The sequence below is a fragment of the Mycobacterium sp. JS623 genome (assembly GCF_000328565.1).
GTDB lineage: Bacteria > Actinomycetota > Actinomycetes > Mycobacteriales > Mycobacteriaceae > Mycobacterium.
In genome coordinates, this window is record NC_019966.1 from 3,427,474 (window position 1) to 3,440,687 (window position 13,214).

The 13,214-nt window shown below is 64.5% G+C and carries 15 protein-coding genes; 7 read left to right on the forward strand and 8 right to left on the reverse strand.

The window, feature by feature from the left end; genetic code table 11:
- Positions 1-13: 13 nt before the first annotated feature.
- Positions 14-793, forward strand: a complete 780-nt coding sequence (locus MYCSM_RS16810) for a CDP-diacylglycerol diphosphatase (protein WP_015307362.1) — start codon at positions 14-16, stop codon at positions 791-793.
- Between the two features lie 433 nt (positions 794-1,226).
- Here the strand turns inward: MYCSM_RS16810 and MYCSM_RS16815 are convergent, their stop codons facing one another.
- From MYCSM_RS16815 to MYCSM_RS16825, 3 genes are read right to left on the reverse strand one after another with little or no spacing between them, the layout of a single operon-like run.
- A complete protein-coding gene (locus tag MYCSM_RS16815; protein WP_015307364.1) occupies positions 1,227-1,721 on the reverse strand; it encodes an SRPBCC family protein in 495 nt (164 codons plus the stop codon).
- Positions 1,721-2,350, reverse strand: a complete 630-nt coding sequence (locus tag MYCSM_RS16820; RefSeq protein ID WP_015307365.1) for a nitroreductase family protein — start codon at positions 2,348-2,350, stop codon at positions 1,721-1,723. Before MYCSM_RS16820 ends, MYCSM_RS16815 begins: the two co-directional genes overlap by 1 nt.
- Before the next feature lie 3 nt (positions 2,351-2,353).
- Positions 2,354-2,836 (reverse strand): carboxymuconolactone decarboxylase family protein, encoded by a 483-nt coding sequence (locus MYCSM_RS16825; RefSeq protein WP_015307366.1) that lies wholly within the window; start codon positions 2,834-2,836, stop codon positions 2,354-2,356.
- A 100-nt stretch (positions 2,837-2,936) separates the two neighbouring features.
- Between MYCSM_RS16825 and MYCSM_RS16830 the strand changes: the two genes are divergently transcribed.
- Genes MYCSM_RS16830 through MYCSM_RS16840 form a run of 3 tightly spaced genes read left to right on the forward strand, consistent with a single transcriptional unit; the run spans position 2,937 to position 5,793 of the window.
- Positions 2,937-3,635 (forward strand): hypothetical protein, encoded by a 699-nt coding sequence (locus MYCSM_RS16830; protein ID WP_015307367.1) that lies wholly within the window; start codon positions 2,937-2,939, stop codon positions 3,633-3,635.
- A gap of 7 nt (positions 3,636-3,642) precedes the next feature.
- Complete coding sequence (locus MYCSM_RS16835; RefSeq protein ID WP_015307368.1) at positions 3,643-5,079, forward strand: class I adenylate-forming enzyme family protein; 1,437 nt, start codon at positions 3,643-3,645, stop codon at positions 5,077-5,079.
- A 9-nt stretch (positions 5,080-5,088) separates the two neighbouring features.
- Positions 5,089-5,793: a hypothetical protein gene (locus MYCSM_RS16840; RefSeq protein WP_015307369.1), complete on the forward strand. Its 705-nt coding sequence runs from the start codon at positions 5,089-5,091 to the stop codon at positions 5,791-5,793.
- On the opposite strand, the gene MYCSM_RS37220 is transcribed toward MYCSM_RS16840, so the two are convergent.
- The gene (locus MYCSM_RS37220) at positions 5,790-5,930 is read right to left on the reverse strand and encodes a hypothetical protein (RefSeq protein ID WP_157681338.1); all 141 of its coding nucleotides are present in this window, start codon (positions 5,928-5,930) and stop codon (positions 5,790-5,792) included. The two genes, MYCSM_RS16840 and MYCSM_RS37220, sit on opposite strands and share 4 nt — an antisense overlap.
- Before the next feature lie 184 nt (positions 5,931-6,114).
- Here MYCSM_RS37220 and MYCSM_RS16845 point away from each other — a divergent pair, with 184 nt between their 5' ends.
- Positions 6,115-6,714 carry a hypothetical protein gene (locus MYCSM_RS16845; RefSeq protein WP_015307371.1) on the forward strand — a complete coding sequence of 200 codons (600 nt, stop codon included), beginning with the start codon at positions 6,115-6,117 and terminating at the stop codon, positions 6,712-6,714.
- A 79-nt stretch (positions 6,715-6,793) separates the two neighbouring features.
- Here the strand turns inward: MYCSM_RS16845 and MYCSM_RS16850 are convergent, their stop codons facing one another.
- Entirely contained in the window at positions 6,794-8,746 is a 1,953-nt protein-coding gene (locus MYCSM_RS16850) for a serine/threonine-protein kinase (protein WP_157681339.1), read from the reverse strand.
- Between the two features lie 105 nt (positions 8,747-8,851).
- Between MYCSM_RS16850 and MYCSM_RS16855 the strand changes: the two genes are divergently transcribed.
- The gene (locus MYCSM_RS16855) at positions 8,852-9,841 is read left to right on the forward strand and encodes an amidohydrolase family protein (protein ID WP_015307373.1); all 990 of its coding nucleotides are present in this window, start codon (positions 8,852-8,854) and stop codon (positions 9,839-9,841) included.
- Between the two features lie 129 nt (positions 9,842-9,970).
- Positions 9,971-10,249 carry a hypothetical protein gene (locus tag MYCSM_RS36015; protein ID WP_015307374.1) on the forward strand — a complete coding sequence of 93 codons (279 nt, stop codon included), beginning with the start codon at positions 9,971-9,973 and terminating at the stop codon, positions 10,247-10,249.
- A gap of 6 nt (positions 10,250-10,255) precedes the next feature.
- Here MYCSM_RS36015 and MYCSM_RS16860 read toward each other — a convergent pair whose 3' ends face one another.
- The 3 genes from MYCSM_RS16860 to MYCSM_RS16870 all read right to left on the reverse strand — a co-directional run bounded on the left by MYCSM_RS16860 (position 10,256) and on the right by MYCSM_RS16870 (position 12,914).
- Positions 10,256-11,236, reverse strand: a complete 981-nt coding sequence (locus MYCSM_RS16860; protein WP_198344943.1) for a L,D-transpeptidase — start codon at positions 11,234-11,236, stop codon at positions 10,256-10,258.
- A 158-nt stretch (positions 11,237-11,394) separates the two neighbouring features.
- Complete coding sequence (locus tag MYCSM_RS16865; RefSeq protein WP_015307376.1) at positions 11,395-11,961, reverse strand: dihydrofolate reductase family protein; 567 nt, start codon at positions 11,959-11,961, stop codon at positions 11,395-11,397.
- A gap of 272 nt (positions 11,962-12,233) precedes the next feature.
- Positions 12,234-12,914, reverse strand: a complete 681-nt coding sequence (locus MYCSM_RS16870; RefSeq protein ID WP_015307377.1) for an MBL fold metallo-hydrolase — start codon at positions 12,912-12,914, stop codon at positions 12,234-12,236.
- Positions 12,915-13,214: the final 300 nt, after the last annotated feature.

Below are 13,214 nucleotides of genomic sequence, written 5' to 3' on the forward strand. Positions count from 1 at the left end.
TAGCCTTCGGGACGTGAATCGTCGGCGGTGGTTCCTGCTTGCTTCAGCACTCATCGTCTTGACGGCGGGGGTGACGGCCGCGCAGGCGAACGCCGATCCGAACGCTCTGTGGACGATCGTGCACGACCAGTGCGTGCCTGATCAGCTGGCGAGCGGCGATCCTGCCCCGTGCGCGCGGGTGGACATCGGCGCGGGGGAGCAGCGCGGCTCGGCGGTCCTCAAGGACCTCGTCGGCGCGACGCAGTTCCTGCTGATCCCGACGGAGCGGATCCCGGGTATCGAGAGCCCCACGCTTCTCGAGCCGGATGCTCCCAACTTCTTCGCAGCAGCTTGGGACGCAAGGAGTTTCGTCAACGCACGGGCAGGGATTGACATTCCACGCGATTGGATGAGCCTTGCCATCAACTCCGCTGTGGCGCGATCGCAAAACCAGCTGCACATCCACATCGACTGCGTCCGCGCCGATATCCGGGAGACGGTGAACCGCCGGATCGCCGACGTCGGGCCGGACTGGGCGCCGTTTCCCGAGCCATTGAGAGGACATCCGTATCAAGCGATGGCGGTTGAGGGCGACACCTTCGACGTGACGAATCCGGTTCAGCTGCTTGCCAAACGAGCCGACGACATGGGGCTCGAGACGCTCGTTGTGATTGGTGCGTATCTGCCCGACGGACGGCCAGGCTTCGTCCTGCTCGCGAGTCGCGCAGATCCGGCTGCGGGCAATCCGGGCGCCGGCGAGGAGCTGCAGGACCACACCGCCTGCCCGCCGCCCCGAGGGCAGTGGGCCAAGTAGTCCGCGACGTGACTGAACGCCTCGATGCGCTGCATCGTGCATAACGTGCAGGGTCCGTCAGGGCAGCGGACCCGGGACGGAGTTCATCGATGACTTGGAAGATTCTCGCGGCAACGTGCTCGTCAGGCCTGATCATTGCCGGCGCCGTGGCGTTCGCGTCGCTACCGACTGACTCAGGGCCGGCGCTGTTGAATTCAACGACAACCACGAGCACCACAACACCGCCAAGCACCATGTCCCACTCGCCGGGATATGTGGGCGGCTACTGAACGAAACCGCCGGTCCGATAACGTTTCTGGACGTCTGCAGCTGAAACCCTGCTAGGCGACCCAGGGTCCGACACCGCCGATCCGATCAACGGAGATCCGAGTGACGTAGCCGGGCGGCATGTCCGGGGGCGGCGCGCACCCGTAGTTGGCACAGATCAGTGGGGCTAGGTCAGGCGGGTGACACGGCCAGCGAAGCCCAGCGCATGCTCGTACGTGTCGAGGTTGTCGCGCGAAATCTTCGCGTGCACGGGACGTTCGAGCAGGAACCTCAGCACGGGGTTGTAGGCGTGGTAGGTCTCGTGGAACGTGAGAATCGTTGTACCGTCGGGCTGTTCCTCGAGTTCGTGGTAGCCCTCCGCGCGCGACCACAGTGGCGCGCCCACCGCGACGTACCGCGACAGTTTGTTGAGCTTGCCTTCGGTCACGGTTTCAAACGACCGGCCCTTGCCGCCCGACAGCAGGTACTTGGGCACCTCGAAGATGCAGGTGCGCACCAAACCTTCGCCGGCCTCGTCGCCTTCATGAAGGATTTCCATGCTGCCGGTGGGCCATTTGAGGACTCGCGGTTTAGGAGCGTTGGGAGGCGCCGGGGGATGCAGTACCCGCCATACCCGTTTCGGCGGTGCGTCGATATGGAATCGCACTGTGTAGGACTGCATTACGGTTCTCCCCAGGTGTTCCAGAACGTCATGCTCTCCGCGGGCGGCCGCGAGGCCGGCCGGAAGTCGGTGCCGATCGTGTAGGCAACCGGAAACAGCGCCGCCTGCGTCACGGTGTCGGGTATCCCGAGCAGCTCGCCGACTTCGCGCTCCTTGGCCAAGTGCATCGTCGTCCAGACCGATCCCAGGCCGCGTGATCGCAGTGCCAGCAGGAAACTCCATCCCGCAGGGATGATCGACGCCCACGCCGACGCCGCGACCAGCTGGTTAGTTCCGTCGAAACGGCCTTCCAGACAAGGGATTACATGAACAGGCACCCGGCCCAGTGTTTCGGTCAGCCCGAGTGCGCTCTCATAGACCCGCCGGGTCTGGGCATCGGATGCAGTCGAGGCGGCCTGAGCGAGGTAGTCCGCTCCGATGCTGCGGTAGATCTCAGCGATAGCGGCGCGCTTGTCCGCATCGGTGACGACCACCCAGCGCCAGTCCTGCGCATTGCTCGCGGTAGGGGCCTGCATCGCGAGCCGCAAGCACTCGAGAATCACGTCACGATCGACCGGCCGGGTCAGGTCGAGGCGTTTGCGCACCGACCGGGTGGTGGTGAGCAGCTCGTCGACCGAGGAGATGTCCACCGGTCAGACGTCGATCGGACAGGATTGATCGACGCCGAGCACTGTGAGGGACCGCCCCAGGCCGAGGAACACGGCGACGCACAGCGTCAGGTCGAGGATCTCTTCGTCGCGGAACACCTCGCGTAGTTGCGCGAAGAACGCGTCGTCGATCGAGGCGTGCGCGGTGGCGAACCGCTCGGCGTATTCGATCGCCAGGCGCTGCCGAGATGTATAGGCCGGGTAGGTGGCGTAGTCGGCGACATTCGCGTAAAGCTCGGGCGCGATGCCGGCGTGGAGCACCGAGGGCGCGCGGAAGTCCGAGCATGCGACGCAGTCGTTGATTTGCGCGATCCGCATCCTGGCGAGTTCGCGTTCGTCTGCCGGAAGGATGCTTTCCTGATAGGCGCCGCGGATCATGCGTTCGACCATCGCGCCGAGTGGGGGGCGCAGGGTCCAGACCATCGCGGCTTCGCCGCCGGGACCATCCGGCACATCGAGCCTAGCCATGAGCGAACTTCCTGCCGGTGAGGACCGTTACCCTTTTGAGGAAACCAGATTCTCAGCGTCGCTGTCCAGATGCAGCGACTGCGCTCGGGAGGTCTCGGCAATGCTGTTCATGCATGAGGTGCACACCGTGCGCGGTCGCGCCGAGGACGACTTCGAGGCCGCGTTCCGCGACGGTTGGATGCCGATGCTGGGTGCTGGCGACGATGCCCGGTTGCTCTGGTATGCCAACCACGCCCACGGCAGCGGTGCCGCGTACACCGTCGTCACGGTGACTGTTGTCCGGGACGGAGCGGCTTGGGAGCGCCTGGCCCTGCGAATCCAGAAGGGTGATCTGCGGAAGTGGATGCGCGACCTCGACGAGCATCGCCATGATGTCGACGCCAAATTGCTTGTGCCGCTTGCCTGGTCACCGCTCAAGGACGTTGACTTCGACGATGTGCCGACCGATGGCCGAGAACACGAACTGACCCTCTACATGGAAGACACCATGTGGCCGTTTCCGGACAAGTTCGGCGAGTACATCGATCGCTGCGGCGAGGTGTACGCCAAGAGCCTCGATCGGCCTAACCCGCTGCTGACGATCGACGCCGCATTCCAGCCGGCCCTCGGCAGCCAGCGGCGCCGCGAAGTGGCTCTGATGCAGCGAATCCACGACCCACAGGCACTTCTCAGGCTGCTGCAGACCGAGATTCCACCCGAATATCGCGGGCCGGGGACGTGGATGCACGATGCGCTCGAACTGCGCGACCAGTGGACCAGCCGCCTATTGCGGACCTCGTCGTGGTCACCGCTGCATTGAGGCGCAGATGAATATCGGAGCGATCATCGATGCAGCCGCGGCCAGCGACCCCGGCCGCACCGCACTCATCATCGATGAGCGCGTCATCAGCTATGGCGAGCTGGCTGCCGCGGCCGAGAGTTGCGCCGCATGCCTGGCGGACAAGGGATTGGCGGGCGAACGCATCGCCGTCGTCGATGTCGGAAGCCTCCTGTCGATCGCGACGATGCTCGGCGCTGCGCGGATCGGCGCCGCCGCGGTGCTGATGAACCCCGCGCTGACACCACCGGAGTTGCACGAACTCGTCACCAACGCCGGGTGTTCATCGGTCGGCGTCGCGGGCGACGCATACGTCGACCGGCTCGTCGACGCGGGCGTGCCCACGGTGTTCACGACCGCCGAGCTGCTGGGGGACACCAACAAATCACCAGTTGCTGAGGACGTCGATGACCTCGACGCACTGATCCTGTTCACCAGTGGCACGACGGGGCTGCCGAAATCCGTCGCCATCTCACAGCGGCAGTTGGGCGCCCGAATCACCGGGATCACAACACCTTTCCGCGCGGACAAACCACCGACGGTGAGCATGATGAGCGTCCCGTTCTTCCATGTCGGTGGCGCGGTCGGCGTGCTCGGCAACCTGCACATGGGCAACACCTATGTGATCCAACCGCGGTTCGACGCCGGGCAATGGTTACATCTGGCGCAGACGCACCGAGTGACGTCGACATTCATGGTGCCGACGATGCTGCAGCGGATTCTCGACCATCCCGACTTCGGCCGCACGGACCTGTCGTCGTTGACGGCCGTCGCATATGGGGCAGCGGCCGCGCCCGTCGCATTGGTGCGCAGAGCGATGGCGGCGCTACCGAATGTGGGATTCGCCAACGTGTTTGGTCAGACCGAGACCTTGGGCGCCTACACAACCCTGTTGCCGAACGACCATCACGACCCTAACCGAGTCGGGTCCGTCGGTCGGCCGCTGCCAGGCGTCGAGGTTCGGGTGGTGGACCCCGACACCGGAATCGACGTCCAGGCAGGCACGGTCGGAGAGTTGTGGGTCAACACGAATGCACACGTTGGTGAAGGCTGGTTGCAAACAGGCGATCTGGCACGTCAAGACGCCGATGGCTACATCTACCCGAGCGGTCGACTCAAGGACACCATCAACCGCGGGGGAGAGAAGTTCGGTCCGGTCGAGGTCGAGGATGCCATACGGACTCACGCCGCCGTGAGCGACGTCGCGGTCGCGGGGATCACAGATGACGAAATGGGCCAACGGGTCGGCGCCGCGGTGGTGGCCAACTCACCGCTCACACTTGAGGAGCTGCGATCGCACTGCCGCGACCAAATCGCCTACTTCAAACTGCCCGAGCGGCTGAAAGTCGTCGACCACATCCCGTACAACGACACCGGCAAGGTCAACCGTCGCCAACTTGCCGCGCTGATCGTCGACGAAACCTGAGGAGTCGCAGTGCTATTCCTTCATGAGACCCACCAGGTGGTTGGTGCGCGCGAAGACGACTTCGAGGCCGCCTACCGAGACGGCTGGATGCCGACACTGGCGCGCGGCGACGATGCGCGACTTCTCTGGTACACCAACCATGCTCACGGCTCCGGGCTTTCCTACAACGTCATCACCATCACAGGAATCGCCGACGGCGCCGCTTGGGAGCGGCTTGCCCAGCGGGTGCGATCGGAAGATCTGGAGCCGTGGATGCGCGAGGTGGACACCCTGCGTCACGACGTCACAGGCAAGATCCTGCTGCCCGTCGAGTGGTCACCGCTGCAGGAAGTCGATCTCGAAAGCGTGCCCACTGACGCGAGAACGCATCCGCCGAGCCTTTTCATGGAGGACACCGGCTGGCCGCACGCTGCGCTGGACGACTACATCCAGTCGTGGGACGAGATCTACTACCGTCCGCTGTCCAAGACGTCGCAAATACTCGACATCCAGGCGTGTTTCCAGGTCGCGCACGGCAGTTACAAGAGGCGAGAAGCCATGCTGTGGCAGAAGATTTCGCCGGCCAACGACTACGCCACGCTTGTGCACCTGCTGACGTCCGACATCGCGCCAGAGCATCGTGGCCCCGGCAGCTACATGTTCGAGGCACTCAGGTTTCGCGACCAGTGGGAGAGCCGCCTACTGCGGACCTCGGCATGGTCGCCGCTGCACTAGGGGCGGGTGACCAGGTAGGCGAGGTAGACACCAAGCAGAACTTCCAGGAACACCGAGGTCAAGCCGTTGCTCATCTTCACCTCACCGGTGGTGGCGTCGTGCTCTGCACTGGTGATGTGCCCGTGGCGAGTATCCAACACGAATCCTCAATAGGCTCTCCAGTAACAATGGTCGCAATCCGCCGATAGTTCAGGGGAGGGCGAACCAGGTGACGTCGAACGTGGCGAGGCGCTAGCCTTGCTCGGAAGTCGGGTCCGGCGCTTTCCGTGCTGCTCCTGAACGGGTGCTCGCAGGGCGCCACCAGAGAGGACAACCGGGTTTATGACCGAACGAACACGCGTCACATCGGCGTCCAAATTCGTGCGAATGGCGGTCGCGGGCGTATTCATCGCTGGCGGCGCGGTGACGATGGCCGGCCAAGCCGCGGCCGATCCCGCGCCCCCTTGCGCGACGCCGACGCCATCGGGCCCGTGTACCCCCGCTCCCGGCCAGCCCGTGCTGACAACCGATGTACCGGTCGCGGCACCGCCGCCTGCGCCCGCCGGCCCGCCCACGGTTCCGGAGGTCCAGAACCCCGTCTACGGGGCGGGGCAGACGCCGGGGCAACTCGGGTATCTCAGGGACATTTGGCACACATTCCACAGCGGTAACCCGTTGGAGAACCTGACCGCGCCGGTCGAAGACGCACCTGGACCGCCCCCAGGCGCGGGTCCACCGCCGCAGTTGCCGCCGGGATACATCTCGATAAACGCCCCTGAATCGAACGGTCCTCCGCCGCAAGGTCCGGCGACGGGCGGACCAGCGCTGCCGCCGGGGTACTACCCGCTGAACGGGCCACCGCCGCCCGGGTATTTCGACGGGGCTCCGCCGGCGGACCCGGCCGCACCGCCGACGATCACGCCGGCTCCGCCTACACCCTGACCGCGACATGGGATTCACCGGTTGTAGGGCTGCACCTGCACCGAGTTGAAAGCCACGCTCGACGAGGGTGGATGGTCGGTTAGTCGCCCGTTCGCTCGAATTTGTCTGAGAAAGCGCCGCCTCCGCTGCATCCCCCGCCCGCCGCGACGGTTTGGTTGCCGTTCCCGGTCAGAACTGAAAGCGGATCGTCCAATTGCGCAGGCATCGGGTACTCCGCGGTGATCGTCATCTGTGCCGTGCCGCCGGCCCCGCACATCGTGGTGCCTTGTTCGTTGCGAGTCCACTTGTCGTTGGCGAACATCAGCGTGACGGCGCCGTCGGGGTTATGGAACAGGCTCATGCATCGATCGCCTGTGCGCAGGCAGTATGTGTTGGCGGTGAGAACGCCTCCGGGAAGGACGTTGCCGTTCGCGAATGTGGTCGTCTGCCGATAGCTGCCGCGAAGGGCTTCGGCGGGGGTCACCGAGCGCGGCGGTAGGACATCTGGATCCGGAACCTTGTTGAGGTCCGGATCGCCTGTGCGGGTGAACTTCACCGTGCGCTTGGCGGCACAGGCTCCGTTGGTGGACGCTCTGACGGACTCGCCCGACAGAGTCCCGTCGGGATGCGGTTGCAGCGTGAACACCACCCAAAGCTCCGCGGATGCGTCGCCACATTGTGCTGACGCCAGGCCTACGGCCACCCACGTGCCACCCAACTGATCGAAGGTCAGGTTCGACAACAGGGCCATGCTGGCACCGCTGACGTTTGCCGCGGTCGCCGCGCAGCCGCGGGCGCCGCATGCCGATCGGACACCCCAATTGCTCGTTGTCGCAGGCGCATTCGCTACCGGCTTGCCTTCGAGATCGGTGCCAGGCCCATAGTCGGCTCGGTAGGTTCCGGTGAAGGCGCTGGCGCCTTTAGCCGCGGTCGACGGTGCAGACGCGGTGGTCCCGTCGTGCTGGGTCAGCTCGATGACACCGACGACACTGCCTACGAGGACAAGCGCCACGCTGAATATCAGCGCACCGATCAGGACACCTTGGCGTCGGCCCCGCCGCTTCGGTGGTGGAGAAGCCGGCGGCACAAGCAGATTCGGGGCACTCAACTGTGTTGGCGCCGACCGCGACGCTCCGCTATCCGGGGCCGACGGTTGCGGAGGGCTCACACCCTGGCTTGGCGGAACAGGCGGCAACGGGGGAGCGGCGTTCGGCTGACTGGACTGTGAGATGACTTGTCTTGCAGCAGCGGCCATTTCGATAGCCGTTGGGTAGCGGTCGACGGGTTGCTTGGCTAGCCCTGTCGCGATCACCTGGTCAAAAGCGGTGGGAACGGTGCGGCTCTTCTCAGAGGGTCTCGGCGGTGCGGTGAATATGTGGCCGCTGGCGACTTGCTCAAGTGTTGTGCCAGGAAAAGGCTGTTGGCCGGTCAGGCATTCGTATAGCACACACGCCAGCGCGTAGATGTCCGAGCTCGGATGAATCTCACCGGTGCTGAAGCGTTCTGGCGCCATGTAAGCCCATGTGCCGATAGTCGCACCGGTCATGGTCAGGCCGGTGTCCTCGGCGGTGCGGGCAATTCCGAAGTCGATCAGGTAGGCGAAGTCGTTCTCGTCGATCAAGATGTTGGAGGGTTTGACGTCGCGGTGCACCAGTCCGGTTCGATGTGCCCGTTGGAGCGCAGATGCGATCTGCTCGATGATCGACACCGCGCGGTGCGCGTCGAGCGGACCGGCCTCGAGCAGGGTGTGTAGGTCGGTGCCGCTGATCAGCCGCATGGTCACATACAGCCGTCCGTCGATCTCACCGACGTCGTAAATCGGGACGACGTGAGGGTCGTCAAGGCGTGCGGCAGCGCGGGCCTCGCGTCGGAACCGCTTCTCGTAGTCGGGGTCTTGGCTTATCTGAGGGAGCAGCATCTTCAACGCCACGATGCGGTCGATTTCGCTGTCATAAGCGCGCCACACCTCGCCCATCCCGCCGCGGCCCAGCAGTTCGATGAGCCGATAGCGGCCAAATGGCGTGCCCTCCACGGGCTCACGATAACGGCTCATGGGGGCATCTGTGGCGCGATAAGGGCCGGTCAACATAGCTCCGGGCTCGGTTCGCTAGCCGCCACGCTCAGGGGCAACGCAGAAAGGGCTCCTACTATCGCGGAGATGAAGGTCGTTGGTCTGGAAGAACATTTCGCGACACCTGAACTGATCGACGCCTGGCAGGCATTGGCACTCCAATGGCGGGACGTCGGGATCCCCGGTTCGGTCGACGACGAGCTCCGTCGAAGGCTGGTGGATCTCGACGTCGACCGCATTGCTGCGATGGACGCCACTGGCCTCGACGTTTCCGTCGTGTCGATGACGACGCCGGGATTGCAGAACCTAGATCCGCCCGATGCCGTGGCGCTGCAAAGTGTCTGCAACGACAGGCTGGCAGACGCGGTCCGTCGCCACCCCGATCGCCTGCAGGGCTTCGCCACGCTGGCCACGCCACGGCCGGATGCTGCGGCGGCCGAACTCGACAGGGCGGTAAGGGAACTCGGGTTCAACGGCGCGATGTTGTATGGACGCACCCGAGAGCGCAATCTCGATCACCGCGACTTCTGGCCGATCTTCGAGGCGGCGGAAGCGCTCAATGCACCGTTGTATCTGCACCCGCAGCCGCCACCACCGGCCGTGCGGGCCGCCTACTACAGGGGGTTGGGCGATGAGGTCGACGCCGCGTTGGCCACGCACGGATATGGGTGGCATTACGACGCAGGCCTGCAATTGCTTCGGCTGATCCTCGGCGGGGTGCTCGACCGATTTCCCGGTCTACAGCTGATCCTGGGGCACTGGGGCGAGGTGATGCTTTTCTATCTCGACCGCATCGACAGGATGAGCGGCATTGCCAGCCTGGACCGCCCCGTGTCGGAGTACGTCCGCGACAACGTCTTCGTGACGCCGGGAGGGGTATTCAGCCAGCGCTACCTGCAGTGGACGCTCGACGTGGTCGGTGCCGACCGCATCCTGTTCGCCTCCGACTATCCCTACGTGATGGTGCCCGACGGCGGCAGTAGGCGGTTCCTGGAACAGGCCGAGATCAGTGAAACGGATCGGGAGATGATCGCTTCCGGCAACTGGGAGAAGCTCTGCGCGGGGATTCGCCGCTGACTGCCGGCATCCGTCAACCTGGTAACGATGGTGGCGCTGCGCACCCGGCAAGGCCCCTAGGCGATCGCGTAGGTAGGGTGGTTAAATCAGCTAAGGATCCGGTTACGTCTCACCACTGGAGTCATGATCATGACCTCGATGAAAAGGGCTCTTTCTGCCCTCGCACTCGCGGGTGGCCTCACCGCAGCCGGTCTGGGCGCCGCCGCACTGGCCAGCGCCGAGCCCCCTCCGCCACCACCTGCGCCAGTCCAAGGCGAGGAGCCGCCTGCTTGGGCGCCACCGAAGCCTGCCGAGGTCTGGGATGGGCAGCCCGTCGTATGGAGTTCGGGATGGGGCGGCCGCTGGGGTGTGTGGATCAACGGCGGCTTCATTACGTTGACGTCAAACCCGGTCACCGGCGGAGGCTAGCGTCGTCTAGATCTGCCAGTCTTGCGTTCCGTCGCCGTGGGGAGACGGAACGGAATTGGTGACGACGATCGGATCGCCGACACCGAAGTTGTCGTAGAACCACTTCGCGTTCGACGGGCTGATGTTGATGCAGCCGTGGCTCACATTGCGAATGCCTTGATCGGCGACCGACCATGGCGCGCTATGCACGTAGTTGCCGCTGTTGTCGAAGCGCACGGCGAGCTGGACGTGCACCCTGTACCCATCCGGCGACGTATTCGGGACCCCGTAGGTCGCGGAGTCCATCACGACGTCGCGAGACTTGTCTTGGACGTAGTAGGTGCCGTTCGGAGTGTCGCGCCCAGGCTTGCCCATTGACATCGGGAAGGTCTGTTCCACAACACCGTCGCGGGTGATCGTCAACTGATGAGTGTCGTTGTCGGCGACGGCAATTAGCGCGTCCCCGGTAGCGAAGCTCGACCGCGTACCGCCGGCGTCGATGGTGACTGCGGTGTGCGCGGGCCAGAAATCAAATGGCCGCCAACGGACTTGGGAGTCGTTCATCCAGTAGAACTTGCCGGGCACAGGCGGATCCGACGAAACGTGGATCGCCTGCTCGGCCATCGCGCGGTCGGCGACGGGAGCGTCGAAGCTGATGACGATAGGCTTGGCGATGCCGACGGTCGCGCCCTCGCTGGGACTAATCGTCGGAGACTCAAATGGGGCCGCGCCGACGAATGGCGTGGGGTCTTGCCCCTCGGGCGTCCCGAAGGGAATCGCAAGCGGAATCGGGGGCGGGGCAACCGCGGGGTCATCCGATAACACCATGTGCTCGAGGACCTCAGGACCAGGTGTTTCCATCCCTGGCACCGGCTCAGGCGGTGCAACATCGTCGGGGTCCGCTAATGCGCGCGGCATCACGCCGGATGCGAGTAGCACGGCGACCGCAACCATCACGCTTGCCGTGCGGCCACGAGATGGCAGAGAGGACCCGAAGGGTATAGACATCCAACTCAGGGTCACGAACTTGTGCCACAGGGGCGTCAAGGGCCGGTATCAGTTCGGCAGCAAACGCCGGTGATAACGAACCGGCCAAGGGACTCCGCCAATTTGGACTCGGCCGAAGGCCCGCTCGACTAGTCCGCAGGCCGTCTGGCTGTGTTCGATCAGTCGTGTTTGGCCTCGTAGCGCAGCAGGACCGTGCCACCCGGGAAGGTGCGGTTCTCCAACAGCCGCAGCGAGATCCATGACGGCAGTGTCGGGAAGAACGGGGTGCCGCCGCCCACCGCGGTGGGCGTGACCACGATCCGGTACTCGTCCACCAGTCCGGCCTGCACGATCGGTGCGGCCAGCGTCGCGCCGGCCACCTCCAGCGTGCCGTCGGTTTCGGCTTTCAGCTTCGTTACCACCTCGACCGGGTCGCCGCGTTCCAGGCGGGAGTTCCAGTCGACGGACTCCAGGGTGCGCGAGAAAACGACCTTGGGCATGTTGCGCCAGATGTGGGCGAAGTCGACGATAAGCGGTGTGGCGTCTGGGGCCTTGTCCGCGGTCGGCCAGTACGCGGACATCAGTTCGTAGAGCCGCCGCCCGTAGAACGACAGGGCGGTCTCCCGCTCGAAGTCGTTCCAGTACTGGTGCAGTTCTTCGCTTGGATCGCTCCAGTCGATATTGCCTTGTGCGTCGGCGATGTACCCGTCCACCGACACGTTGAAGCCATAGATGAGTTTGCCCATGGAGATCAGACTGCACGAGAGGGCAAAACTCACCGCGACGCCACACGAGACATTGTTCGGAGCAATGATCAGAAACTGTGGATGAGCCTCGGTGTGGGGGCCTGAAAGTGCGCGCACCTCAACGACAAACGCATCGACCCTGATACCGGTGTCCGGCAGCGGTTCTCGTCGGCGATCCTGGCCGCGTGGGCGCGTAGGTCCGCGCCGGCGCGGTCTTCCACAAAGGCAAACTGCTCGAACGGCCCACCGACATCACCCCACCGACGCCACCCTCAGACGGTGACCAGCAAGCCGGAATCGAAGTCGCCTGAGGCGCGCGCCGCCCCGTGGTCGTGGTTGAAGGCGCAGTCGGGAACGCGCGGAGGACCATTTTCGTGGGTGAAGGGGTCCAGGGTGTAAATACAGTCACTGACCAGAGCTAAGCCGTCCGCGCTGCGCCACAGGCCAATTTGTCCGGGCGTGTGACCAGGCAGATGCACGACGCGGAACCCGGCGAGCTCGTCGTCCTCGCACACCGTCTCGGCGATTTGGACCGGGCCACCGTCGAAGAACCGCGCCGCCAACATGAACATCGCGCGGTTACGCCGATCGAGGTGTTCCAGGTGCCAGGAGTGAGCGCCGCCGTCGCCTTCGGCATTCGCGACCTCGTCGGGATGGCAATAGACCGGCACCTCCAGCCCGGCTGCGCCGCCGCGATGGTCGGCGTGCGCGTGTCCAAGAACCACACGGGTCAGGCCCCCAAGCGAGGCAGCGGCTGCGGCGATTCCCTGCGCCATAGACCGGATACCCGAGTCGTAGGCGAGGACGCCGCTGCCGTCGCGAATGAAGTACACGTTCATGATCTTGTCGGGTAGTCCACCGCGAACTATCCACACATCCTGCGCAACTGACTGAACCGGCGCCACTATCAGCCCCCGCAAGAAACGGTCCTTGAGGTTCAGCCGGCGGGCCACGGCTCAGATGTTAGCAAGCAAGATCATCGATCCGGCAGATTCGGAATGCGCGGTGAACATACCATCCACAGGTCTTGACGATTCCTCCATTGTTCGAATCTTTGTGGATGGGCGAGCGGTCAGGCGGCCACCTTCGTAGGTGGTCCTCGGCGACAGAACGCCGTACTTGCCGTGGTCTAGCTTCGCTACCGGGCACGCGCTGAGCTTGTGAACCACGAAACACAGAGGCGGACAGGCGATTACATGCTCTGCCCGCGAACTGGCCTGGGGGACAGATGTTGACGTCCCAAGGATCTTTCA

Excerpts from the sequence above, each read along its gene's own strand:
- MYCSM_RS16815 (WP_015307364.1), bottom strand. The coding sequence starts at position 1,721 with ATGCAGTCCTACACAGTGCGATTCCATATCGACGCACCGCCGAAACGG.
- MYCSM_RS16825 (WP_015307366.1), bottom strand. The coding sequence starts at position 2,836 with ATGGCTAGGCTCGATGTGCCGGATGGTCCCGGCGGCGAAGCCGCGATG.
- MYCSM_RS16830 (WP_015307367.1), top strand. The coding sequence starts at position 2,937 with ATGCTGTTCATGCATGAGGTGCACACCGTGCGCGGTCGCGCCGAGGAC.
- MYCSM_RS16835 (WP_015307368.1), top strand. The coding sequence starts at position 3,643 with ATGAATATCGGAGCGATCATCGATGCAGCCGCGGCCAGCGACCCCGGC.
- MYCSM_RS16845 (WP_015307371.1), top strand. The coding sequence starts at position 6,115 with ATGACCGAACGAACACGCGTCACATCGGCGTCCAAATTCGTGCGAATG.
- MYCSM_RS16850 (WP_157681339.1), bottom strand. The coding sequence starts at position 8,746 with ATGAGCCGTTATCGTGAGCCCGTGGAGGGCACGCCATTTGGCCGCTAT.
- MYCSM_RS16855 (WP_015307373.1), top strand. The coding sequence starts at position 8,852 with ATGAAGGTCGTTGGTCTGGAAGAACATTTCGCGACACCTGAACTGATC.
- MYCSM_RS36015 (WP_015307374.1), top strand. The coding sequence starts at position 9,971 with ATGACCTCGATGAAAAGGGCTCTTTCTGCCCTCGCACTCGCGGGTGGC.
- MYCSM_RS16860 (WP_198344943.1), bottom strand. The coding sequence starts at position 11,236 with ATGTCTATACCCTTCGGGTCCTCTCTGCCATCTCGTGGCCGCACGGCA.
- MYCSM_RS16865 (WP_015307376.1), bottom strand. The coding sequence starts at position 11,961 with ATGGGCAAACTCATCTATGGCTTCAACGTGTCGGTGGACGGGTACATC.